Source organism: Cohnella silvisoli (genome assembly GCF_021190915.1).
GTDB classification, from domain to species: Bacteria; Bacillota; Bacilli; order Paenibacillales; family Paenibacillaceae; genus Cohnella; species Cohnella silvisoli.
Window position 1 is genome coordinate 162,666 of the sequence record NZ_JAIOAP010000015.1, and the last position, 23,943, is coordinate 186,608.

A 23,943-nucleotide genomic window follows, 5' to 3' on the forward strand; every position below is an offset into this window, starting at 1 on the left:
CCTACTCAGTATTCCAAACGGTCTTTAGGGAAAAATCTATTAATGAGCGCGGAGACGACAAGAATGGCTATCGTAATTAATATACCGACGCTGGCTCCCGATCCAACGTTAAAAACTTCCTCCACGTAGACGCTGTTCCCTCTCCCAAACACCTTCTGATACATATAGAAGGCCGGCGTGACCGTATGCGGATCATCAAGCCCGAACGTCGCGGACCATACGAAGAAGTTAAAAGCCGTAATCGTCCATAAAACCAATGTCGTGCGAAACACATCCCGTAAGAGCGGCAAGGTGATCTTGAAGAACTTTGTCCCTACGCTTGCGCCTTCAAGAGTAGCGGCTTCATAATAATCCGTCGGAATCCTGTCGATTCCGGCATTCAGAATAAGCATGAAATAACCGATCGACCCGAAGCTGAAGGCTATGATCATCGAGAAATAAATATGCTCGTTATCCGTCCACTGTATATTGGCGAGCGCCGTCAGACCAAGGCGATTAAATACCGTGGTCAGCAATCCATAACTGGAATTAAAAATATACTGCAGCCACACGACAGACAATACGACGGCCGAAACGGTGTTGGGCAGAAAGATGAGCGATCTCCAGAAATTTTTTCCCCGGACGCCCGAGGTTAAGATGACCGCAAAAAGAAAGGCGAAGGCGAATATGAGCACTCCCCCTATCGCCCATATCCCGAGCACGTTTTTCACCGAACCGGTAAAGTAGGAACTATGCATGAGATCCTCATAATTGAGCAGGCCAACGAATTTCCATTCGGCAACCTTGCTTGATAAGGAAGGAATATCGTAAAAGCTCATCGCCAATGTCCGCAGGGTCGGATAGAGAAAAATAACGAGGTAGATAATAACGGCCGGTAATAGGAACAGCGCGATTATTGATTTTTGCATCCTCATGACAGCACCTCCGAATCATAAAATCTGAGTGCGGCGATCAACCGAACCGCCGCACTCAGACCATAAGAATATAATCAATTATTTACCCGCGTAGAATTTCTTGGCTTCCGCTGCCATCTTGGCAACGTACTCATCGGGACCAATCTTGCCTGTTGCCAATTCCATAAACACGGGAATAACGGTTCCCGTCGAGAAATCCGCGCCATTATCGATACCGAAACCCCAAGGCATGTTCACTTTCGCGTTGTTGAAGGCAACAGCTGCTTCAGCTAACGGCGCAGGCCATTCCGTATCGACGGTAGCCGGAATCGCCACTGCTTGTTTAGCCATTCCTTCTTGCGCTTTCTTACCCACCAAATATTTAACAAGTTCGAAAGCAGCGGGAACGTTCTTGCTGTTCTTATTCAGAAGAAGGCCTTGCGCGCCGAAAGTAAGACCTTGTTGGCCGCCTTTGTCATTGCCGTTCGGAATGATCGGGAACTGGAAGGAGCCCCATTTAAAGTCCGGTCCGGCCGTTGCGGAAATCTCGTTAGGCAACCAGGTGCCGTTCAAGTACATCGCGACTTTCCCGAGAGCCAGATCCTGTTGTCCTGCAGGGTACTTATTGCCAGCGATTTTCTTGGAGAAATAGTCTTTATCTTTGAGATTTTGAATATCTTTCGCGAATTGAAGAACCATCGGATCTTTCCACATGTCTCCGGTTTTGTCCTTCACGAGCTTATCCGTCCAATCGCTCCCCATTGCGCTGCCCAAATATCCGCCGATGAACAAATCCCGGTAAGCATCGTCGAACGTAATCGGCTCTACGCCGGACTTCTTAAGCAGCTCGCAATCCGCAAGGAACTCTTCCCATGAAGCAGGAACCGCGGTAATGCCTGCCTTCTCGAACAAAGCCTTGTTATAGAAGAACAGAACGGCGTAAGGTTGCTGCGGGATGGCGTAATAGCCTTCATCCAGCCCAGCTGTTACGGACAGAGATTTTACCCAATCCATTAATGAAGGCAGTATAGAATCCTTAACCGTCTTCCCGTCGCTCCCGACAGACTGTTGCGCGAGCAAATCGTCGAGCTTGAGCACATGATCCTTCAGATTGGCTAGCGCCGCTCCGGGATCCTGCTCGAAAATATCAATCTGCTGCCCGCTTTCCAATGCCGGTTTAATCAGCTTGTTGATATCGCGGCCGTTATACTTCACCTCTACGTCCACCTTCGGATTGGCAGCCTTAAAGTCGGCGACGGCCTCGTCAATGACTTTGGATTGAGGCTCCGTATTGCTCCACATGGACCAGAAAACGACTTTTCCTTCAAGGCTGGAAGCTTCCGCGGATGCTTTCTCGGTTGCGGCAGCCGGAGTCGTCTCGGAAGGAGAGGCGCTAGGCGTCGCCGTCGCTTCCGTATTGTTTGATTTTCCGCAGCCCGCCAGTACCGAAAGCGCTAACATAGTTGAGAGCAATAAAGAAACGAAAGTCTTTCTTTTCTTGTTCACGGATCAATTCCCCCTGTAAGTGTTTTGGTTTACAAGTGTGAGTATAGGCAATTTATTTCAAGCAAAGTATGTCCGCTAGTTATATAAAAATGGATAAATCTTAGGTGTATGCGTTAGAGCGCTTCTATCGAAAAAGAAGATGATATAATAAAAGTACATAGACATGGACAAAGCGAAACTGTATAATTCTTGCCTCAAGTAAAACGACTTCGCCGTCCTTGGGACGGCGGTACACGTTTGTATCGAGACCATTCAGAAATGGATAAGCGTGAAACTAATAAATTCTGAATGGTGACAGAGGGTGGTGGCATCATGAGTTTGCTGAAAAAGCTGCGCATAAAAACACAAATTTTGATAGCGGTTACATGTATTCTGATCATCATGCTGACGATTATATTTTCGTTGTATACCCAGACTTCCCAGATCGTCATTAAAAACAATAATCAATATTCGGAAGATACGATTCGTAAATTCAAGCTCGGTTTGTCGCAGAAGGTAGATGAGATCAGTCAGATTATGCTGAACCTCGGCTTCGACCCTTTCGTGCAGAAATTCATGACAGAGACCAATCCCAGCCTGTTGTACGAAATGGGCAAAGACTTGGATCGCAAGATCATTTCCCTAAAGGCCGGCAGGAAAGGGTTCGAGGACATCGTCCTGATCGGAACAAGCGGTACGAGGTACAGCCTCAATGGAGGCATCGAATACGTGCAGCAACTGGAAACGGAAATTGTGAACAGTAAAACCGTATATGTCAGCGGATTAGAAAAATACAGCTACAGCAATAATTTACAGAACAGCATGGTATTCGCCCAGAATATGTATTCGAACGATATGAACGACGGAACCGACGGGAAACGAATGGGTTATATTGCGGTCATCGTCAACGTGGATTCCATGTTCTTCGATAACGACAAATCGAATACGGAGCCGGGCGTCGGTTTCTACCTCATTGACCGGTTCGGTAAAGTGTTCCCGGAAACCCATTCCCCCGATATCACAAGAAGTATCAGCGCTTTAAGCCGTAATCCGGAGAGCAATCAGAAGCTTACGGATTACGTCGGAGGGATCAAGGGGGCTGTCCAAATTCAGAAGCTGGATCAAATCCAAGCTTCCGTTCTGAGCTTTGTTCCCGAAGAAGCGCTGTTAGCAGAGCTTAACTCCGTTCGCACCCGCAGCATATTAATCGTTATTCTTGCTTTAATTCTGATGGCTCTGCCCTTTGCGATGATTATCAACAACATTGTGCACCCGATCCAAATTCTCGTGAAGTTCATTAACAGCAATAAATCCGGCAATATTAAAGAGTTGAAAATGAACCTGCAGCTTGAAGGAAACGTCGAAATGAACGTTGTCGCCGAGAAGCTAAACGGAATGCTTGGCGAAATCAATATTTTGACCCACAAACTCGTGGAGACGACCACTCATCTGCTGGAAGCCGAGATCGAGAAGGAAAAAGCCGCGACGGCATACCTGCGCAGCCAGATCAACCCTCACTTTCTTTACAATACTTTGGAATCGATTAAAGGGGTTGCGCTGGAGGTCGGGGTTAACAAAATCGTGGATATGACCAAGGCTCTCGGAAAGCTGTTTCACTACAGCATCAAGGGCTCTGGCTATGTGACCCTCGATCAGGAGCTGAATGCGATTAGATCTTACGTTTTTCTGCAGCTTATACGCTTTGAAGGACGTTTTGACGTAACCTACGATTTCACCGAGGAAACCTTAAGAGTGCCCGTAATGAAAATGATCCTGCAGCCCATCGTGGAGAACGCCATATTCCATGGGCTTGAGCCCAAGACGTCTAAGGGAATGCTCACGATCAGCGGGAAAGTGGACGATGAAGCCAATCTCGTGCTGCAAATCGCGGATGATGGAATCGGCGTTGAAGGCGGCATATTAGAGGGAATTCAAAGAAGGCTGCTTGAAAAGCCATCCGCAATAAGCCGATTGAGCAACGACCTTCCTGACAATGACGGCCTCGGCATATTAAACGTGAATAATAGGCTTAGGTTAGCCTATGGATTGGAATATGGGTTGAAATTCGAGAGCGAAGCTGGGAAAGGAACCTGCATTACGTTAACGATGCCCAGTGACATCATCCTGCCGGGAGGGAACAGCGATGTATAAAGTGCTTCTAGTGGATGATGAGAATCTGGTAATCAAGAGCCTCGAAGCCGGCGTCGACTGGAAGAAGTCGGGCTTCTCCGTAGCGGGCAAAGCCAACAACGGTATCAAAGCTCTTCAACTGGTCAACGAGTTAAAGCCTCATATCGTGTTTACCGATATCCGGATGCCGGGAATGTCAGGCTTAGAGCTCATCAAGAAAATCAAAGAGCTGGACAAGGACATTCAAATTATCGTGATTAGCGGCTATGCCGAGTTTGCGTACGTTCAGAAATCATTGAATTACGGCGTATTGGGGTACTGCCTTAAACCGTTCGACGATTATGAAATTGACACGCTGCTCAGAACGGCCGCCAAAGTCATCGACGAAATCAAACAAAAACGAGAAGGATATTTGCTTGAATTAATGGATGATATGTCTACCGAAATGTCCCGAGCGACATTTAATAAAATTTTATCCGAAGGCGACCTGACGACGGAAACCCTTCATGTCCTCGTCTCTCTGGGGAAAGGCCGATTAAGCTTTAACGAGCACGCGAAATCTATCGGAATCAATCTTGGGAGCGCGCGAAGCGGCTATTTCGTGCAAAACCTAGATCAGGATGCGCTGCAGAACTCCATCTCGGAGCCTATCCCTGAAGGAATTCTGGGGGTGGGCATTGTGCGATCGGAACGGAATATGAACAGCATGATGAAAAGTATAGAACGAGCTACCGTAAGGGCATGGGATTTCTTTGTCCAGGGGCGTAAGGGCTTTTATTGGGAAGAAAATGAAACCAAAGACGAAACGGCCAATCAACTGGTACGGAAGCTCGAGAAAGCCGCTGCGAAGAAGGACCCCTCCCTATTGCACGACTTGCTTGACGAAATGCTATTGCCGGCGAACAAACAAAACCTGAACATCCTCCATGCGCTTAAAATTTATAATATCGTGTATTTCCATGCCTCCTCCGACCGTTCGAATACGCCGGAAGACGACTATATTTTCAGCAAGGAGCAGCTTTACCATCTCTTTCATAGCTTTGATTCGATGATCGGCAGCCTGAAGGAGTTTCTGAGCGAGCTCGAGAAGCCCGAAACCCTTCAAATGGAGAACAAGACGGAACATGCCAACTTAAAAGAAATCATCAAATATATGAATGAAAATTACCGTAACGATATTTCCATACAAAGCATTTCCAAAAGCTTTTACTTGAACTCCAACTATTTAAGCCAGCTGTTCAAGAGAGAATTGAAATTTACGTTTACGGAGTATTTAACGAAAGTGCGCTTGCAGGAAGCCAAAAATCTGCTGCAGACAACAGATTTATCAATCGGCGAAATTGCGGAAAACATCGGATTTAGGGATTACTTTTACTTTATAAGAATATTCAAGAAACACACTCAACAAACGCCTAGACAGTTTCGGCTTAAAGATAAGCCTGGGTTAAGCAAACCTGATCCCAAACCACGGCAGGAGGAGAGAACATGAGCAGTTCGCAACGACGATTAGCCTCTCTTATGGTCATCTTAATCCTGATAACCATGATCGCAGGCTGCCGTAATCCCGTGCCCGGTAGTAAACAAGTCCAGCCGGATTCCTCTCCCCCCGCCGAGCATATGGAAATTTCCGTTGCTCTATGGGATCTTGCCGAGAATTTGACGGAGGATGACCCGTTAGTTCAGCAGCTGGAAAACAAGCTGAACATTACAATAAAACCAATCCTTATTACAGGTGCGAACTACGTGCAGCAGTTTCAGATGTGGGCTTCCACGGGTCAGCTGCCCGATATTTTTTCCACGGATGCGGTTAACACTCAGTATTACAAAAATTGGAGAGACCAAGGCGTGATCAAATCGCTGCCCGATGATTTGTCCGCCTATCCTCATCTTGCGCAGTATTTATCAACTCCCGAAATTCCAGACTTGAAGGACAATGGCAAGCTTTATTTTATTCCGCGCAAAACCTATGACAGCACCGATTATAACTTACTGGACAGGCTCGTCATCTATCGATGGGATCTGGCTAAGCAAGCAGGCATCACTAAAGAGCCCGAAACTTGGGACGAATTCAGGGCCATGCTCCAAGCGATCGTGAATAAAGACCCTGAAAACAAAAATATTACCGGTTTAACTTCCGTAGGAAACCTCCTGCTTGGCGGGCTGTTCTGGTTGTATAGCTCTCCGGCGGCTACAAGCGATGGCAGCGGAAGCGACTTCAAATGGATCAAGGAAGACGGAAAGTATATTCCCGCGGTTTTTTCCAAATATTCCGTTGAATCTTTAAAGCTGCTCCGAAATTTCTATACTTCGGGTTTAATAGATCCCGACCTTCCCGTAACACGAGGCGAGATGGGAAGAGATAAATTCGCTCAAGGCAAAGCTGCGGCGTTGATCACGGCCGGTTTATTTCAGAACGTGGATATTAACATTTACAAAGAAAGATGGCTCAAGCTTCATCCCGGCGACACGGCTTTCTACGATAAAATCAAAGTACTGAAGCCGCTCAAATCAATGGACGGCAACCGATACCATGCCATATTCAAACCCTTCTGGTCCGAAAGCTATATTTCGTCCAAGGTCAGTGACAAGAAAATGGATCGTATTCTGCAATTGTTCGACTACATGAATTCGCCCGAGTTTTTGGAAATGCGGCATTATGGCTTGAAGGATGTTGATTACACCAAAACCGGGGATACCATTACTATGATTGATCCGAATGTCAGCTTGCTTACGAAATACAAACCATTTTCCACGCTTGCTAATTTATTGGATTGGGACGGCATGTTTAAACTTAAACCGGGCTATGTCGGCCTATCGCCAGAAGCGCATAAAGCGCAACAAGAGCTGCTTGACTATTCCATGAAAATGACGAGCAAACAAAATTTCGAAATCAGGCTGACGAAGCTTTCCACACCGACAAAGGACAGCTTCACGATCTTCGACAGCGACGACATGATCCGCGTGATGATCAGCAAGCTCCCCGTAGAAGTCATATGGCAGGACATTATCAACGGGTATAAAGAAAAGGGACTCGACCGGATGATTGCGGAAGTCAATGCCAAGGCTAAGGAGATGGGCATCGATTAAAGGAAATAAAGTGAATTAGATTTGTGAGGGAAAATAGCTAGGTTTCGTCGGGTTAAGTGTGTGAAATTGGGTTGGTGAGAGGAAAGAGTACATGTTGGGAGACTATCGAACAAGAAGTTAATCGACAGTCTCCTTCGCATGCTTATTTCGGGTAACGGAGCGACTTTGGGCAAACAAGTACAATGCTTCCGTTCTCCGTCCTTGTTGATCGATTTTTGTGACAAAGTGAGGTGCTTCAGCCTTCTTCCCTGCTTAAAGTCGCTTTTTCCGACTATAGCTAGGTGCTTCAGCCTTCTTCCATGCTTAAAGTCGCTTTTTCCGACTATAGCGAGGTACTTCAGCCTTCTTCCCTGTCTATAGTCGTTTTTCCCGACTATTGTGCGAGCTTCGGCCATCTTCCCTGCTTAAAGTCACTTTTTCCGACTATAGCGAGGTGCATCGGCCATCTTCCCTGCTTTGAGCAATAGAAGGCACTTTTTTGGCCCTCGTGCTTCAAATGTAGCTGGTCCTAGCTCGATGAAGGCACTTTTTTGGCCCTCGTGCTTCAAATGTAGCTGGCTCTAGCTCGATGAAGGCACTTTTTTGGCCCTCGTGCTTCAAATGTAGCTGGCTCTAGCTCGATGAAGGCACTTTTTTGGCCCTCGTGCTTCAAATGTAGCTGGCTCTTGCTCGATGTAGGTACCTTTTGGCCTTGAATACTCATTGTAAACAGTAAATATAGGGGGCCCTTAGTAATAAGTAACCTGAATCATAAAATTAAACGCCCGTGCGTCTCTTCTGATTATTCTGCACCTTGTGGATCTGGGTTTTCATCTGCTTGGTTCCCCCAGAATGGTTGCCTTGCTGGCCGTTGGCCTGACGCTGGGCCTGCTTTTTCTTCTCGAGAATGCGTTTGATCGCATCCGCTTGGCTTAGCTTCTTCGGCTCTTCCGCTGAAGCGTCGGTCGGTGTCGTATTATTGTCGCTCATATTATCACCCCATGTAAGTGTTCTTGTCTATTTTACATCATTGGAGCGTCTATTTAATATAGATTTTTCCCGTAAAAAATCTCGTCCATTTCCTCTTTCAGCTGCTTCGCGATCTCGCTCTGCTCTTCCGGGTTCAGCTTATCTTTCGTATATCCGAACAAATAGTTGTTTAGATCGAATTCGCGAAGCTTGCACTTCGTATGAAAGATGTTTTCCTGGTACACGTTTACGTCGATCATGTCATACTGGCCTATGATACCCTTGGGTATGTAGTTCTGAATCGAATTGATATCGTGGTCGATGAACAGCTTGTGGCCGTTGATGTCCCGTGTGAAACCCCGAACCCGGTAGTCGATCGTCATAATATCGGTGTCGAACGAGTGTATGAGATAGTTCAGCGCTTTAAGCGGAGAGATTTCCCCGCACGTCGACACGTCGATATCGGCTCTGAAAGTGCTGATTCCTTCGCTTGGATGATACTCCGGATAGGTGTGCACCGTGATGTGACTTTTGTCTAATTGCATAACGACGGCGTTCGGGAGCGGGCCCGGCGATTCATCGTAGGATTCCGTCGGCACCTCGACGATCGGCCCCTCCGACACCAGCAGCGTAACGCTCGCTCCTTGCGGGACATAATCTTGTTTGGCCGTATTTAATACGTGCGCGCCAATGATATCGGATACTTGATTTAAGATTTTGGTCAGCCTGTCCGAATTGTACTGCTCGTCGATATAGGCAATATAAGCTTCGCGCTCTTCTTTGGTTTTGGTGTAGCAGACGTCGTACATATTAAAGCTCAGCGACTTCGTAAGGTTATTAAAGCCATGCAACGTTATTCGCTGTTCCGGCGTTAGTGTCATGGTTCCCCTCCGTTCATAACTCATATTACCCCTCTTCCCCCGCTACGATTCAATGATGAACAATTTTCGGAAAAAATTCCCAACAATTTTATACAATTAACCTTTATAATAGACGTACAAGTCTATTAATCGGGGGTATTTTATGAGATTCATGGTTGTATTACTCGTATGTTGTCTAATTTTGACCGCTTGCAACAGCGGAGCGAAATCGAATTCCAGCAACGGACAAGTACATGATCACAAGCCTACGATGGATGTTAAGCTGGACGTATCCGGCAACCAAGTCACAGTAACCGTGAACACCGACATGAAGATCTCACCGGAGCATTACGGAATGGCGCGCGAGGCCGGCGAAGGCCACATACATATGTATTTGGACAACGGGGAGAAAATCGGGGTCAAAGAAGGACAGAAGGTGTTCACGGATTTGGCTAAAGGAAAACACACCTTGAAAGTTTCTTTGCACAACAATGACCATACTCCCTATGACGTAACGAATACCTTTGAGTTTGAAATCAAATAATCCAAAATTATTCCCCCTATAGGAGAACCGTCGTGCTCAGAAAATTTAGCCTTCAAGCTCGAATCCTGATTCTGGTCACCGTCGTAACTACCGTTATGCTGTCCGTCATCGTCTTGTTCGATTCCTACACCCTCCAAAAGTCCGTAGAAGAAACCTACGTTAGCCAGTTGGATGGAATGACGACCGCGATCAACGGCAGATACGAGGAATCCCATTCGATGCAAGACGTCCAGCAGATTTTCGACTATATCCAATATAAAGACAATAACGTGCTGGAGTTGACGTTATACGGGAAAGCCGGCGTTCTCGCTTCCACGAACCGCGATATCGTCGGAAATCCATCGCCGCCAGATCTTCTGAATGAATTGCAACTCAAAGGGACGCTTGTATCGCATATTCGCAAGGATGCGGACGGAATCCCAAAGGATCGGCTTACGGCCCCTCTTAAAGAAGACGGAGTTACGATCGGTGCGATCCAGCTGCTCATAAACACTTCGGAGAGCTCTGACCTGATCCGTAATCGCATTCAGTTCATCATCGGCGTCGGGCTAACCATTGCCGTCCTCTTGTTGATCGCCCTATGGTTCATTATTCGCAAATTGCTCATCCACCCGTTGTTGAAAATTCGGGAAGCCGCGATTTCCGTGAAGAAAGGATCGGCCTACAAGGAGATCATTCTTGATTCCGGCCAGGAAATCAATGAAGTCGCTTCCGCCTTCAACGAGATGGTAAATAATCTCGAAGGACGTTACAAGGAATTGCAGCTAGCGCAGAAACAGCTGGTAGAATCCGAGAAGATGGTTGCCTTGGGCAATCTCGTCGCAGGGGTTTCGCATGAGATTAACACCCCTATAGGCATCGGCGTAACCGCAGCGTCTTACATGGAAGAGAAGTCCAAAGATTTTCAAGCCTTATTCCAGGAAAGTAAAATGAAAAAGTCGGACCTGGAGGATTATCTGAAGACGGTACGCGAGACAACGGGAATGATTCAGACAAATCTATTTCGCGCATCGGAACTAATCAGGAGCTTTAAGCAGGTTGCAGTCGACCGATCGATCGAAACCAAGAGAAGGTTCATGATCAGGGAGTATATTCAGGAAGTGCTGATCAGCTTGCAGCCGAATCTCAAGAAGACCAAACATCACGTGGAGATAACCGGCAAGGAATCCCTCATTATATTCAGCGATCCTGGCGCAATCTCGCAAATCATTACCAACCTGATTATGAATTCGCTTATTCATGCTTACGAAGCCGATTCCGAAGGCCATATCTCAATTGATATCACATCCCATCTGAATCAACTTACGTTGCACTATTCCGACGATGGCAAGGGCATGCCTCAGGACATTGTCGAGCAAATATTCAATCCCTTCTTTACGACAAACCGCGGCGGAGGCGGAACCGGACTCGGTATGCACATTGTCTATAACTTAGTCACGCAGTCGCTGGGCGGAACGATCAGATGCGAGAGCAAGGTGGGTTCGGGCACCGACTTTATTATCCAAATTCCAATGAACGAGGGATGACACAATGGTAAGCGATCAACAAGAAGATTTCCTTACATTCGCCGATGATGAGCAGGATGATATAACCGAGACAAGTTACGAGAAAGATAAATGGAAAGTTATCATTGTGGACGATGAGCTTGAAGTTCATCAGGTTACACGGATGGTGCTCAGCGACTTCGAATTCGATGGCAAACGCCTTGAATTGATTAGCGCATACACCGAGCCGGAGGCACTTCAGGTCATAAGGGATAATCCGGACACCGCCATTATTCTGCTCGACGTCGTCATGGACCAAGATGATTCCGGGTTGAAGATCGTCAAATACATACGCGAACAGCTGAAATACCAATCGGTCCGTATTATCCTTCGTACGGGACAGCCGGGGCAAGCACCGGAAAAGATAGTCATTACGAACTACGACATTAACGATTACAAGGAAAAAACGGAGTTAACGTCGCAGAAGCTTTTTACAACCATAATGGCGGCATTACGGTCTTACCGGGATATCATGGTTATTGAGAATAACAAGATCGGACTGGAAAAAATCATAAATTCGTCCGCTGATCTATTCGAGCTGAAGTCTATGAGAAAATTCGCCTCAGGCGTTTTAACCCAATTGACTTCGATCATGAATTTACATAAAAACGCGCTTCACTGCAACAGCTACGCTGTTTCCAAAGGACAGGAGGAAATCTACATTCTAGCGGCAACGGGCGATTATTCCCCCGATGAGCATGACAATATACAGGACGTCGTTCCCGCGCATGTACTTAGAAGCATTGAGAATACGTTCCGGGATAAAAAAGGCGATTTCTTCGACGACTATTTCACCTGTTATTTCCAGAGTAAGACAGGCAGCGAGAACGTCATCTACTTCGAAGGCTCCACGAAGCTCAATGAATGGAATCGGTATTTGATTGAAATTTACTGCTCTAACGTTTCCGTAGCTTTCGAGAACATTTATCTCAACGAGGAAGTCGAGAACACGCAGAAAGAAATTATTTTCACCCTCGGTGAAATCGCCGAAACCCGGTCCAAGGAAACGGGAAACCACGTCAAGAGAGTCGCGGAATATTCCAAGCTTCTAGCCCTCAAATACGGTATTTCCGAGGAAGAAGCCGAGCTCGTCAGACTCGCCTCTTCGATGCATGACGTCGGCAAGGTTGCCGTGCCTGACGCGATCTTAAACAAACCTGGCAAACTCACGCCCGAAGAATTCGAGACCATTAAAAATCATACGAATCATGGCTACGCCATGTTAAATCATTCGAACCGCGACATTATTAAGACAGCAGCCATCATCGCTTACCAGCATCACGAGAAATATAACGGTCAAGGGTATCCGAACGGATTATCAGGGGAAGACATCCATATTTACGGAAGAATCGCGGCGTTGGCCGATGTGTTCGATGCGCTCGGAAGCGAAAGAGTGTATAAGAAAGCGTGGCCTCTCGAAGAGATATTGGAGTACTTCAGACAGGAAAGCGGACAGCACTTCGACCCTCAATTGGTAACGATATTTTTCGATAACTTGCCTGGAATATTGAAGATCAGAGATCAGTATGCGGATACGAAAAGCTAATATTTAGCAAAAAGAAGGAAGAACCCTTTTTCATGGGTTCTTCCTTCTTTACTTATAAAATGATTTCATTGAGCTTAAATATTTTTCTCTGATAAAGTTCATATGATGAAACTCATGGCCGGCAATAATGTAAGCCCACGCTATTGCGGATGACTCGCTGTCATTGACAACGCCTCTTCTGGACCATGCTTCTTCAGAAAGCCCCCGAAGCAAAGTGAGAGTAGCCCGGCGTACAACCGTGTAATCTTCAAAGAGATCAGACATAGCGCATGAATCAAAAGAAGCTCCGTTCACCAAAGCATTCTCATCATAACCGGCAAGCGGCGTCTTGTCTCCTCTTGCGATTCGAAGCAACCGGTAACTCATGATCCGTTCGTTATCCGTTATATGACCCAGCACTTCTTTCAGACTCCACTTTCCTGGGGCATATCGGTAATTTGCTTGATCTTCCGTAACGGTTGAAAAAGCATCGGTTGTATTCTTGAGGGATTGAGTTAGGATATCACGGATATCCCCTTCAGGAACTAATCTCACATACCTCTCAAAATGAGAGTTATACTCTCCGTTTGATGGCCGAATTGACATTAATGAGCTCCTCCTCAGTGGTTTTTCCCAGTATACCATTTCATGCATGAGGAACACACCTAATCCGTAATTGATTATCCAGCTTGCCATGGGAAAGTTTTAACCGTGGTTGAAGTTAGGAAACGTTCGATTCTTTCCAGCGCTTCAGTCAGCTTCGAGAGCGAAGTAGCATAGGAACAGCGAATAAATCCTTCTCCTCCTGATCCGAATACGTGGCCTGGAACGGCTGCGACTCCCGCTTTCTCAAGAAGCCGTAAAGCAAATTGCTCTGAACGAAGTCCCGTATGCGCGATTGAAGGAAACGCATATAAAGCGCCTTGCGGCTCGTGGCACGGCAAACCGATATCTCTTAACCCCTGGACGAACATCTGTCTGCGCTGATTAAACGTTTCCTTCATCCTGTCTTTTTCTTCCAATCCGTGCCTCAAAGATTCGATAGCGGCAATTTGCCCGATAATCGGTGCGCACATCGCCGTATACTGGTGAATCTTAAGCATTCCTGCAATAAGCTCTTGATTACCGCAAGCGTAACCTATTCTCCAGCCCGTCATCGCGAACGCTTTGGAGAAGCCGCTAATGACGATCGTCCGCTCCTTCATTCCAGGCAGCGAAGCTATGCTCGTATGTTGCCGACTGTAAGTAAGTTCAGCGTATACTTCATCCGATATGACGATCAGATTGTTCGCCTTGACGATCTCGGCAATCGGCTGCCAGTCTTCGTAAGACATGATCGCGCCCGTCGGATTACTCGGATAGTTAACGAGAAGTACTTTCGAACGTGGGGTTATTCGATCCCGCAAAGCTTGTGAGGTAAGCTTGAATCGTTGCTCTGCGGAAGTTTCGACCTCCACCACCTTGCCTCCGTTCATGTGGATAAGCGGAGAATAGGCAACATAACCGGGAGAAGGAATGATCACCTCGTCATCCAGAGCGACGACTGCCCGAAGGGCTAGATCCAGCGCTTCGCTGCTCCCAACCGTGACCAATATTTCGCTTGACGGCTCGTAGTTGATTTGGAAGCTATTGTTCAAATAAGAAGCGATTTCCTCGCGCAGCTCCATGAGACCGGCATTCGGCGTGTACATCGTCTTGCCCTCGTTCAACGCACGGATGCAGGCTGCTCTAACTCGCTCGGGCGTGATGAAATCCGGTTCTCCCAAGCCGAGCGATATCGTATTTCTGCCATCATTGCCCCTATCGAAAAAGGAACGGATTCCCGAAGGGGGTATCTCGCGAATCCGCGGTGTTATCCATTCATGACTCATCTATCGCCACTCCTTACCTCTTCATCCCATTAGTTGTTTGGCCGTCTCGCCAATAATCCGTATACCTTTGCTTATATTTTCATCGGACACTCTGGAAAATCCAAGCCGCATCGTATGCTGCCCTTTACCATCCGTGAAGAATATATCCCCCGGAGTGAAAATAACCCCCTGACGAGAGCAAGCGTCCAGCAACTCCCTTGTATGAAAGCCCTCCCCGAATGCGACGAAGAGGTGCAGTCCCCCGTCCCCGGACAGTTGGGTATACGGAATATATTCCTTGCAGCATTGCAGCGTCCATTCGTATTTCCGTTTGTACTCTGCTCGCGCCTTCTTCAAGTATTTCTCCAAGTTGCCATTATGAAGATACTGGTAAAGGATCGATTGATCTATTGTGGAGGTATGAATCGTGCGTGCTCGTTTGATGCTTTCCAAGTAATAAATGAGCTCTCGGTCTGCCAGCACCCATCCCACCCGAAGTCCGGGAAACAACACTTTGGAGAAGCTGCCGAGATAGATCACGCCGTTGCCCTGGCCTGCCGTCGCCATTAAAGGCGACACGTGCGAGCCCGAATAGCGCAGCTCCTCGTTAAAGCCATCTTCGATAACGGGAATCTGGTGGCGGGTCATAAGCTTCATCAGCTCAATCCTTTTCTCGGGGGACATCACGATACCGGTTGGATTATGATACGAAGGGACGAAATACGCGCAATCATAAGCTTGCTCCGACAATGCCCGCTCCAGCTCCCGAAGGTTGATGCCATCCCGCTCCATGGGAATACCCGTGATATCGAAGCCATGCAGCTTCAGATTTTTGATAGCGGTATGATGGGTTGGATTTTCGCAAATGACGGTACCGTTTTTCTTGCTCAAGGCGGACAACACGATATCGAAGCCTTCCGTGAAGCCATTCGTTATCAGAATATCTTTGCCCTTCAGATCAACGCCTTTATGATCCATGTAACGAAGCAAATAGTCTATTAACGGCTTATACCCTTTGGCGTAGCCGTAGTTGAGAAGCACATCTCCTTCTACCGACATCCGGTCTAGAAACGCCCGCTTGAAATTATCGAGATCGAATAGTTTCTCGTCGGGCGCGATGCTGGTGAAGGAAATCGTTCCTTTGTCCGCGCGTATCCCGCGTTTCATCAAGTCAAGCTCCTCGGCTAACCGGGCGTGCCCGTTCAAACGCGTCTTCCAATCCATCTGCCAAGAAGACGGCGCGGTCACACTGCTGGAACCAGCCGCAACGTAGCTTCCTTTCCCTTGCGCGGTGTAGGCGAAACCATCCTCTTGCAGCTCTGCATAAGCAGAAATGACGGTGTTGCGGCTGACATTCAGCAGCATTCCGAGCTCACGCGTGGACGGGAGCCTCTGATTCGCTTGCAGGGCGCCCTTTATAATCAAACGTTTTAAGTAATCCTTCACCTGAATATATACCGGACGGTCATCCATGAGCTTGAAATCATTAAACATATAACATCGCCCCCACGACTATCATGGCATAGAAGGCTAAGTAAAAAAAGAACCACCGCCTCGAAAATATCGACCGGCAGTGGTTTCGGTTATGAAGCATATTTATAAATTAATTAGAATAATTCTAAATAAGTATTGATTATTCACTGAGAAAAGCTATCATTATATTGAACGTTAACCTTCTTTGAGGAGTGATTCTGTTATGAGTACCCACAAGAATAACCTTACGACCAGTTGGGGGGCCCCCGTTGGGGACAACCAGAACTCAATGACAGCCGGCTTGCGAGGTCCAACACTGATTCAGGATGTTCACCTGCTGGAGAAGTTAGCCCATTTCAACAGGGAACGAGTTCCGGAACGCGTCGTTCATGCGAAAGGGGCGGGAGCTCACGGTTATTTCGAAGTCACGAATGACCTATCGAATTATACGAAAGCTAGTTTTCTGTCCGAGGTAGGCAAACGCACTCCTATGTTCATTCGTTTCTCAACGGTTGCAGGCGAGCTAGGCTCAGCCGATACGGTTCGCGACCCGCGCGGATTCGCCGTGAAGTTCTACACCGATGAAGGAAACTACGACTTAGTCGGGAATAACACGCCGGTTTTCTTCATTCGCGATGCGATTAAATTCCCCGACTTTATTCATACGCAGAAACGTCATCCGCAAACGCACTTGAAAAATCCGAACGCCGTTTGGGACTTCTGGTCTCTATCCCCCGAATCCTTGCATCAAGTGACGATCCTTATGTCCGACCGGGGCATTCCGGCAACGCTAAGACATATGCATGGTTTCGGAAGCCATACCTTTAAGTGGGTCAACGCCGAAGGCGAAGCCGTATGGGTGAAATACCACTTCAAGACGGAGCAAGGCGTTAAGAACCTCGACGTGAATTTGGCAGCCAAGCTCGCGGGTGAGAACCCCGATTACCACACCGAAGATCTATTCAACGCAATAGACAAGGGCGATTTCCCCGCATGGAAGCTGTGCGTGCAAATTATGCCGATAGAGGATGCGAATACTTATCGCTTCGACCCCTTCGACGTCACGAAAGTATGGTCGCAGAAAGACTACCCTTTAATCGAATTGGGCCGCATGGTCTTAAACAGAAATCCGGAAAACTATTTTGCCGAAGTTGAGCAGGCGACCTTCTCTCCCGGATCCTTCGTGCCGGGTATTGAAGCCTCTCCCGATAAAATGCTGCAAGGGCGACTCTTCGCCTACTCCGATGCCCATCGTTATCGCGTCGGCGCTAACCACAACTCCTTGCCGATCAACAAGCCGCAAGTCGAAGTGAATACTTACCAGCGCGATGGACAGATGCGTTCCGACAACAACGGCGGCGGCTCCGTCTATTATGAGCCGAACAGCTATGGCGGCCCGAAAGAATCCGCTCAGAACAAGCCGGCTGCTTATGCGGTTTCCGGCGAGGCCGATAGCGTTGCCTATGATCACGATGACCATTATACGCAAGCCGGCGACTTGTACCGCCTCCTAAGCGTAGAAGAACGCCAGCGCCTGGTCGCAACGATCGTTGACGCCATGAGGCCTGTCGAGAAGGACGAAATCAAGCTGCGTCAAATCGGACATTTCTACAAAGCGGATCCCGAGTTTGGCCAAGGCATCGCGGACGGACTTGGTTTATCTGTGACAAGGGGAGTTTGATCGGACGATTCCCAGTAAAAAGCCTCCAATTCCACTTGGACAGTGGATTTTGGAGGCTTTTTCATAATCAATTGTTATTTATATTTCTCGGATAACTTAAAGTAAAATCGGCTCCCTTTGCCAGGCTCGCTTTCCACCCAAATCAACCCATTGTGACGTTCGATTATTTCTTTGGCAATGGCGAGCCCGAGTCCACTTCCGTTAGAAGAGGTAGTCTGATCGACTTTATAAGCCCGGTTAAAAATGGAAGGAAGATGTTCAGACGCAATACCTACTCCACGATCTTCTATATAAACGACCACTTCTCCGTTGCTAGAACTGGCATGCAGATGAACCGTGCCGCCTATCGATGAGAATTTACATGCATTATGAACTAGGTTGGAAAGTACACGCCTTATTTCATGAGGATTAATCGTTATTACAGCTTGAGGATCTACTGAAATTGAAGATTCATACTGTAATCCGGCTAATTGAATCGTTGAAGCGAACGAATCAAATTCATGTTTAATCCAATCAGCGAAATGAATGGTTTCTAATGCTGCGTTTTCGCGGGATTGTTCAAGGTGGCTTAACTCAAACAAATCATCGATGAATGTATTAATATAGAGAATTCTGTCGTAGATGGTGTTAAGGAATTTGTCCTTCTGCCCGGGCTCAATTTCAATACCGAGCATCATCGCACGGATTCCGCCCTGCACGATGGTAAGCGGTGAACGAATATCATGGGAGATGTTCTGCAGTAACTCGTTGCGCGTTTGTTGTATGTTCTGATTAATAATAATTTGCTGAAGCGCATTTTCTTTATCTGTTCGACTTTGTCCTAATTGATAGGATAAGGCAATCGAGAACATAATATATTCGGCAATCGAGCCTAATTGAAAGCCATAATGTGTCAGGAAGCTCTCTTGCATCAGGCTATACGTATTCAGTATCGTGGGAGTGGCCAACCCAAGGAAAGGAATCGTTGCCAAGACGACGTAACGCGCTACCAAACTTCCCCTGTAGACACTCCAATATGTACTAACTATAAGTAGTATAGCAAACATCGATTCATATAAAATCGCTAATATCGCATAACCGGGGAAGTGGAATAGTGAAGCAATCAAGACTAGAGGAGACATGATATTAAGTATCCGGTAAATGATAAGCATACGTGGAGCATAGATTTCCAATTGCAATATTTTACTCAGAAACAAAAGCCCGAACCAAAGACAGGAGATGAAGAAGAAGTAATCAATACCCTCATAATTACCAAAACAATTAAGTAAGAAAACCAACAATCGGCTATCTGCACCAAGTAATTCTTGTAATAACCCGTTCCAAACCATCTGTGAAATGCTAAAGCATACGATGTATAGGGAGTAATAAAGGTAAGCGGTCACTCGGTTGAACATATACATCGATAACATATAAGCTGCCATAAGCAAAACAAATCCATAGTAGATGCCGAAAAATATATATTCACTTTTAAGTTTGCCGAGGAAGGTTTGGTTATCCATCAGCTCGATGGGAATGATCATTGAACCGTTTAATACAGTCCTGATATAGATGGTTACAAGATTCTCAGCAGGCAAATGGATGTAATACGACGAGAAGTGCTCATCAGCTTTCTCTATAATACTAGATTGCTCGGTACCCATGGATTTCTCATTGATTAGGTACATGTCAAACTTTTCAATTACTGAATTGTTCAGACGAATGACCCACTGTTCGAGGGAAGATTGATTCCTAACCGTTGTTCGAATCCAATACGTTCCGGCAGTCAATCCGAAGGCGGACTTCCCCGAAGCAGGTTGAAACTGCCCCGCTGCAGGAGGGGATTGAACATCTGCAAGTGTCCATTGATCATCCCCATCAGCAAGAACATCCATCTGATTGTTCACATAATAGATGCCTTCACGATCATGCAATTGAATCTCATTGGCAGATGTCGGTGCGTATTGCGTTGGAGAGAAAAACATCCAGACCAAAGAAACGCCAAGAATGAGTAATATAATGAAAAGGACGAATACCCGATTATCTCCAATAACCGTTTTATTCATAATTTGACCCCATTAGCCCGAACAAGTATGATTTTACTCTCCAACTCGACAAATTCCTTCACAATGTAACATTAAATGGATTATATCATGATCTCACCCAAAATAATTAAAAGGATTAGAAGGATTCTCTCGGTTAATCAAAACCATTAAATTGCTCTTCATTTGCTATGCTCTCGATATCTTCCGAACTGATTCCTATGTAGCGATACCCTTCTTGCAGGTTTTTGCGCAACGCTTTTTCTTTAATAAACCTCGGGCTTCCCTCTCCCGCTTCTTCGTCGTACAGCAAGAGAATGCCTTCCGTTTTCCTAAGCAACAGCTCGTCTCTCGCCGTGAACTGCCATACTCCGCTATAGGGTTCTTTACTCACCGAACCGTAATAGTCCACGCCTTTTAAGATATCGTGATAGTAATTTTTCTTATCCTCTTTCCATTTCTCTTCTTGGTTGGCGTATGCCGCAATAATGGATAATTTCAAGTCGGGATATTGCTTCTTTAACTCGATGACGACTTCGCATGCCCACAAATCCACTCCGTACTGTCCGGGAGTAATGACCCATTCCAGCTCTTCTTCGATCAAGGGAATCAGCTTGGCGGCTATGGCTTTTTTTATATAGGGAATACCTTTATGTTTCTGATCGAAAATACTCAGTTCATGGGCGCGATAGCCTGTAACTAGAAGATTTTTCATCTATTGCTCCTTAGGGTGCGCTTTGAGGATGTAACGTTCCCTCTCATTTTATCAGACAAGATGCGATATGTTATCATAAGAAATACAATCAGCTATTTTTATAATGGGATAACCATAAATTAAAGGAGAAAATCCATGCACTTTATAAGCAACAACAATAATAATGATCCGTCGCTGAACTTGGCGTTAGAGGAATACGTACTGCGATCTCTGCCTGACAATGAAGACTACTTGTTGTTCTACATCAACGAGCCATCGATCATTATCGGCAAAAACCAGAACACCGTCGAAGAAATCAACGCCGAGTATGTAGAACGGAATGGCATACACGTCGTGCGGAGGTTATCGGGAGGCGGCGCGGTTTACCACGATCTCGGAAACTTGAATTTCAGCTTTATTAGGAAGGACGACGGTCAGTCGTTCCATAACTTCAGGAAGTTCACCGAGCCTGTCGTTCGCGCACTGCGCAAACTTGGAGTGGAAGCGGAATTGACCGGGCGCAACGACCTCCAGGTAGGCGAACGCAAAATATCCGGAAACGCGCAATTTTCCACGAGGGGAAAAATGTTCAGCCACGGGACGCTTCTGTTCGATTCGGAAATCGATCATGTCGTCTCCGCTTTGAAGGCGAACGCCGAGAAGTACGCCTCCAAATCAACTAAATCGATCCGCAGCAGAGTCGCGAATATTTCGGAATTTCTGGCTGAGCCTATGACCATCGAACAATTCAAACAAAGTTTGCTTTCCTCTCTCTTCGAAGGCGAAACGGAAATCCCTTACTATGACCTAAGCGAGCAGGATTGGGCGAATGTGCGTAAGCTAGCGGACGAGCGCTATCGGAGTTGGGAGTGGAACTACGGCCGATCGCCGACGTTTAACGTTCGTCAGACGAAACGGATCGAGGGTGCGGGAACGTTCGACGTCCGCCTGCAGGTAGAAGAAGGAATAATCACGGGCGCAACGATATATGGAGACTTCTTCGGCAGAGGGGACAGCAGCGAATTGGCTAATAAGTTTGTTGGATCGCGCTATGAATCCGTCGCTCTGAGCAAGCTTCTCGATGAAATCGACTTGCCTTATTATTGCGGCCCGGTGACGAAGGAACAATGGTTGGATTTGCTCTTGTAATTGTTGCTTCAAGGTATCGAGAAGATCCTATGCTTTCTGCATCCATAACAAAAAACTCAGGCTTCGTTGAGCCTGAGTTTTTTTGTTGCCTTTGGGCACTTGGCATTACTTCGCTTTCATACGATTGTTTCTTGGATTATGTTCTACTTCCGCAAGCCCTAACTCTTCCATTAAAGGAGGGATGTACATCCCGAACCTTCCGCGAAACCCCTTCTTTAGGCCGTACCATCCGCCTACAGGATTGTCGGGCGAACGCCCCCAAGCCTCGACCGTTCCTTCTTTAGCGGGTTTCTGTTCATCCGCGCTGCCAAGTTCCATCCAGTCGCCATGCGCTTTAAGCATGTTGTGTAAATCAGCCAGGCAACGGAATTCATAGTGCAAAACCGTTTTACCTACTGTACAAACGATAATTTCTTTCCCGTCCTTAACGTCTTTATACATTTCATATTCCGACGTCTGAGGCGGGGTTTTCAGTTTCCACGGGTTTTCTTTCGTGCCTTGTTCCAGTGACATATTTACATTCTCCTTTTTCATTCATTTATAGCGATCCCGAAACGACATTACCTTGGAACAATACGGCTTGCCGTGACACCCTTCTGGCCACCGCTTCCGCGGAGCAACTCGCAGGAACAAGAACGGCGGACGCCTCGTCGCCAATAGCTGGCCATACCCGCTTCCCCTCATCGCTTAATGGCAGCAAGCCTCCCGTAATAAATCCGAGCGACCGAGATAGAGCGTATTCATCCGCGTAGTTGTATAGCTCGGCCAGACGCCCCGCTTTCTCGAGGTTGTCTCCAATCCCGAAAGGTGACCAGTGATCGGTTAGGCTGTCCGTTCCCAGTTCCACCTTAACCCCTTTAGCGTGAAGCATCGGAATGGGCATCGTCAAACGTCCGATCGGAACGGTAGAAGCGACGGAAATCCCGGCTGCGGCGAATCGTTCGGCTAGTTCTTCCGCCTCCGCGGCGGAGGCGCTGGCGAAGCCGAAGGCGTGGCTAACCGTCACTCTTCCCTGCCATCCCGCTTCCACAGTTAAATCAGCCAACTTGTTCATGGCCGCGATACCCGATGTCCCTTGCTCATGAAGATGCATATCAATCGCCGCGTTCGTTTCAACGGCGATGTCCATCATCGTGTGCAACGATTGCTCCATATTACCATCAACTGAAGTCGGATCAAGACCGCCGACATGCGTAGCGCCTAAACTCATCGCCTGTCTCACCAGATCGGCCGCTTGTGAACGCAACAACCCATGCTGCGGGAATGCGACAATCTCGTAGCTGACTTTTCCTGCATAGGTGTCCAGTGCTCGCAGCGTAGCCTCCAGCCCTTTCAAGCCGCTAGTCGGTTCGATGTTGACGTGGCCGCGAACATGAGTCGTGCCAAATCCGAGCAGCAGCTCCAGTATTTTCTCAGCTCTGTCAGTTGCCGTTGGCAGAAGCTGCGGAATCAGCTCCTGCTCTTCTTCTATTCGTTCGAAAATACTTCCAGCGGGCTTAACCGCCTCCCATGGGCCGCCGAAGTACGTTTTATCCAAATGGATATGCATGTCTTTGAACGACGGGAGCAAGAGCAGCCCTTTGGTATCGACCTTCGGAAGCTTGTCCTCTGCGGGTATAGCATCGAACGTAACCTCCGCTACCTTCCCGTTTTCCATTCGAATATATCCGATTTGGGTTTGCGTCCCCGCTACTCTTCCATTCTCGTAATGATACCCGGTTTCCAGCCGTACATTTTGCAGCCAATAGGAAGTAAAATTCATTGTTGGTCTCCTGTTCCATTCTAGGTGAAAGTCTCTGGTCGTAATAGACCAACTTAATACAAGTTATCCGTAGATGCAAGTTAACCATCGCCATCGCACCCTGCTTCTAATCTGCGCACGTTAGAAAAACCGGAGGCTTTGCCGTTTTCGGGAAAGAATGTGCCATCCTTATACGCCGTCATCGACCCTTCCGCCATTGTAATAGGGTGCCAAGGCCAAAAAACTGCCCTCACCACCTTGATCTGCAGCGTCGAGACTTCGCCAAGGCCAAAAAACTGCCCTCACCACCTTGAACCGCAG

19 protein-coding genes are annotated in these 23,943 nt (G+C 47.1%); 8 read left to right on the forward strand and 11 right to left on the reverse strand.

Annotation, left to right across the window (positions count from 1 at the left end):
* Nucleotides 1-5: 5 nt before the first annotated feature.
* Nucleotides 6-914 (reverse strand): carbohydrate ABC transporter permease, encoded by a 909-nt coding sequence (locus K7P76_RS24655; RefSeq protein ID WP_232188220.1) that lies wholly within the window; start codon nt 912-914, stop codon nt 6-8.
* 78 nt (nt 915-992) lie between these two features.
* Complete coding sequence (locus K7P76_RS24660) at nt 993-2,399, reverse strand: ABC transporter substrate-binding protein (RefSeq protein ID WP_232188222.1); 1,407 nt, start codon at nt 2,397-2,399, stop codon at nt 993-995.
* Between the two features lie 312 nt (nt 2,400-2,711).
* Between K7P76_RS24660 and K7P76_RS24665 the strand changes: the two genes are divergently transcribed.
* Genes K7P76_RS24665 through K7P76_RS24675 form a run of 3 tightly spaced genes read left to right on the forward strand, consistent with a single transcriptional unit; the run spans nt 2,712 to nt 7,595 of the window.
* Nucleotides 2,712-4,529, forward strand: coding sequence for a sensor histidine kinase (locus tag K7P76_RS24665; protein WP_232188224.1), 1,818 nt, complete (start codon nt 2,712-2,714; stop codon nt 4,527-4,529).
* Nucleotides 4,522-5,997: a response regulator transcription factor gene (locus K7P76_RS24670; protein ID WP_232188226.1), complete on the forward strand. Its 1,476-nt coding sequence runs from the start codon at nt 4,522-4,524 to the stop codon at nt 5,995-5,997. The genes K7P76_RS24665 and K7P76_RS24670 overlap by 8 nt, the downstream gene beginning before the upstream one ends.
* The gene (locus tag K7P76_RS24675; RefSeq protein WP_232188235.1) at nt 5,994-7,595 is read left to right on the forward strand and encodes an extracellular solute-binding protein; all 1,602 of its coding nucleotides are present in this window, start codon (nt 5,994-5,996) and stop codon (nt 7,593-7,595) included. The genes K7P76_RS24670 and K7P76_RS24675 overlap by 4 nt, the downstream gene beginning before the upstream one ends.
* Nucleotides 7,596-8,351: 756 nt before the next feature.
* Here the strand turns inward: K7P76_RS24675 and K7P76_RS24680 are convergent.
* Nucleotides 8,352-8,564, reverse strand: coding sequence for a hypothetical protein (locus tag K7P76_RS24680; RefSeq protein ID WP_232188237.1), 213 nt, complete (start codon nt 8,562-8,564; stop codon nt 8,352-8,354).
* A 53-nt stretch (nt 8,565-8,617) separates the two neighbouring features.
* Complete coding sequence (gene speD, locus K7P76_RS24685; protein ID WP_232188238.1) at nt 8,618-9,424, reverse strand: adenosylmethionine decarboxylase; 807 nt, start codon at nt 9,422-9,424, stop codon at nt 8,618-8,620.
* A gap of 142 nt (nt 9,425-9,566) precedes the next feature.
* Here speD and K7P76_RS24690 point away from each other — a divergent pair, with 142 nt between their 5' ends.
* Genes K7P76_RS24690 through K7P76_RS24700 form a run of 3 tightly spaced genes read left to right on the forward strand, consistent with a single transcriptional unit; the run spans nt 9,567 to nt 13,037 of the window.
* Complete coding sequence (locus K7P76_RS24690; RefSeq protein WP_232188240.1) at nt 9,567-9,947, forward strand: hypothetical protein; 381 nt, start codon at nt 9,567-9,569, stop codon at nt 9,945-9,947.
* Nucleotides 9,948-9,979: 32 nt separating this feature from the next.
* The gene (locus K7P76_RS24695) at nt 9,980-11,473 is read left to right on the forward strand and encodes a sensor histidine kinase (RefSeq protein ID WP_232188242.1); all 1,494 of its coding nucleotides are present in this window, start codon (nt 9,980-9,982) and stop codon (nt 11,471-11,473) included.
* 4 nt (nt 11,474-11,477) lie between these two features.
* The gene (locus K7P76_RS24700) at nt 11,478-13,037 is read left to right on the forward strand and encodes a DUF3369 domain-containing protein (protein ID WP_232188244.1); all 1,560 of its coding nucleotides are present in this window, start codon (nt 11,478-11,480) and stop codon (nt 13,035-13,037) included.
* 48 nt (nt 13,038-13,085) lie between these two features.
* Here K7P76_RS24700 and K7P76_RS24705 read toward each other — a convergent pair whose 3' ends face one another.
* From K7P76_RS24705 to pdxR, 3 genes are all read right to left on the reverse strand, one after another.
* Nucleotides 13,086-13,622 carry a DinB family protein gene (locus K7P76_RS24705; RefSeq protein ID WP_232188246.1) on the reverse strand — a complete coding sequence of 179 codons (537 nt, stop codon included), beginning with the start codon at nt 13,620-13,622 and terminating at the stop codon, nt 13,086-13,088.
* A 74-nt stretch (nt 13,623-13,696) separates the two neighbouring features.
* Nucleotides 13,697-14,887, reverse strand: a complete 1,191-nt coding sequence (locus tag K7P76_RS24710; protein WP_232188248.1) for an aminotransferase class I/II-fold pyridoxal phosphate-dependent enzyme — start codon at nt 14,885-14,887, stop codon at nt 13,697-13,699.
* A 21-nt stretch (nt 14,888-14,908) separates the two neighbouring features.
* Nucleotides 14,909-16,360, reverse strand: a complete 1,452-nt coding sequence (gene pdxR / locus K7P76_RS24715) for a MocR-like pyridoxine biosynthesis transcription factor PdxR (RefSeq protein WP_232188250.1) — start codon at nt 16,358-16,360, stop codon at nt 14,909-14,911.
* A 202-nt stretch (nt 16,361-16,562) separates the two neighbouring features.
* On the opposite strand from pdxR, the gene katA reads away from it, so the two are divergent.
* Nucleotides 16,563-18,020 carry a catalase KatA gene (gene katA / locus K7P76_RS24720; RefSeq protein ID WP_232188252.1) on the forward strand — a complete coding sequence of 486 codons (1,458 nt, stop codon included), beginning with the start codon at nt 16,563-16,565 and terminating at the stop codon, nt 18,018-18,020.
* A gap of 74 nt (nt 18,021-18,094) precedes the next feature.
* On the opposite strand, the gene K7P76_RS24725 is transcribed toward katA, so the two are convergent.
* Together K7P76_RS24725 and K7P76_RS24730 are read right to left on the reverse strand one after the other, a co-directional pair.
* Complete coding sequence (locus K7P76_RS24725; RefSeq protein WP_232188254.1) at nt 18,095-20,062, reverse strand: sensor histidine kinase; 1,968 nt, start codon at nt 20,060-20,062, stop codon at nt 18,095-18,097.
* 133 nt (nt 20,063-20,195) lie between these two features.
* Nucleotides 20,196-20,753, reverse strand: coding sequence for an SLOG family protein (locus K7P76_RS24730; protein WP_232188256.1), 558 nt, complete (start codon nt 20,751-20,753; stop codon nt 20,196-20,198).
* A gap of 135 nt (nt 20,754-20,888) precedes the next feature.
* Between K7P76_RS24730 and lplA the strand changes: the two genes are divergently transcribed.
* Entirely contained in the window at nt 20,889-21,881 is a 993-nt protein-coding gene (lplA, locus tag K7P76_RS24735) for a lipoate--protein ligase (RefSeq protein ID WP_232188258.1), read from the forward strand.
* 105 nt (nt 21,882-21,986) lie between these two features.
* Here lplA and K7P76_RS24740 read toward each other — a convergent pair whose 3' ends face one another.
* Nucleotides 21,987-22,394 (reverse strand): DUF6855 family protein, encoded by a 408-nt coding sequence (locus K7P76_RS24740; RefSeq protein WP_232188259.1) that lies wholly within the window; start codon nt 22,392-22,394, stop codon nt 21,987-21,989.
* A gap of 25 nt (nt 22,395-22,419) precedes the next feature.
* Nucleotides 22,420-23,643, reverse strand: coding sequence for an amidohydrolase (locus K7P76_RS24745; protein ID WP_232188261.1), 1,224 nt, complete (start codon nt 23,641-23,643; stop codon nt 22,420-22,422).
* Nucleotides 23,644-23,943: the final 300 nt, after the last annotated feature.

Coding starts and splice junctions, on each gene's coding strand:
- K7P76_RS24655 (WP_232188220.1), bottom strand. CDS start 914: ATGAGGATGCAAAAATCAATAATCGCGCTGTTCCTATTACCGGCCGTT.
- K7P76_RS24665 (WP_232188224.1), top strand. CDS start 2,712: ATGAGTTTGCTGAAAAAGCTGCGCATAAAAACACAAATTTTGATAGCG.
- K7P76_RS24670 (WP_232188226.1), top strand. CDS start 4,522: ATGTATAAAGTGCTTCTAGTGGATGATGAGAATCTGGTAATCAAGAGC.
- K7P76_RS24675 (WP_232188235.1), top strand. CDS start 5,994: ATGAGCAGTTCGCAACGACGATTAGCCTCTCTTATGGTCATCTTAATC.
- K7P76_RS24680 (WP_232188237.1), bottom strand. CDS start 8,564: ATGAGCGACAATAATACGACACCGACCGACGCTTCAGCGGAAGAGCCG.
- speD (WP_232188238.1), bottom strand. CDS start 9,424: ATGACACTAACGCCGGAACAGCGAATAACGTTGCATGGCTTTAATAAC.
- K7P76_RS24690 (WP_232188240.1), top strand. CDS start 9,567: ATGAGATTCATGGTTGTATTACTCGTATGTTGTCTAATTTTGACCGCT.
- K7P76_RS24700 (WP_232188244.1), top strand. CDS start 11,478: ATGGTAAGCGATCAACAAGAAGATTTCCTTACATTCGCCGATGATGAG.
- K7P76_RS24705 (WP_232188246.1), bottom strand. CDS start 13,622: ATGTCAATTCGGCCATCAAACGGAGAGTATAACTCTCATTTTGAGAGG.
- K7P76_RS24710 (WP_232188248.1), bottom strand. CDS start 14,887: ATGAGTCATGAATGGATAACACCGCGGATTCGCGAGATACCCCCTTCG.
- pdxR (WP_232188250.1), bottom strand. CDS start 16,360: ATGTTTAATGATTTCAAGCTCATGGATGACCGTCCGGTATATATTCAG.
- katA (WP_232188252.1), top strand. CDS start 16,563: ATGAGTACCCACAAGAATAACCTTACGACCAGTTGGGGGGCCCCCGTT.
- K7P76_RS24725 (WP_232188254.1), bottom strand. CDS start 20,062: ATGAATAAAACGGTTATTGGAGATAATCGGGTATTCGTCCTTTTCATT.
- K7P76_RS24730 (WP_232188256.1), bottom strand. CDS start 20,753: ATGAAAAATCTTCTAGTTACAGGCTATCGCGCCCATGAACTGAGTATT.
- lplA (WP_232188258.1), top strand. CDS start 20,889: ATGCACTTTATAAGCAACAACAATAATAATGATCCGTCGCTGAACTTG.
- K7P76_RS24740 (WP_232188259.1), bottom strand. CDS start 22,394: ATGTCACTGGAACAAGGCACGAAAGAAAACCCGTGGAAACTGAAAACC.
- K7P76_RS24745 (WP_232188261.1), bottom strand. CDS start 23,643: ATGAATTTTACTTCCTATTGGCTGCAAAATGTACGGCTGGAAACCGGG.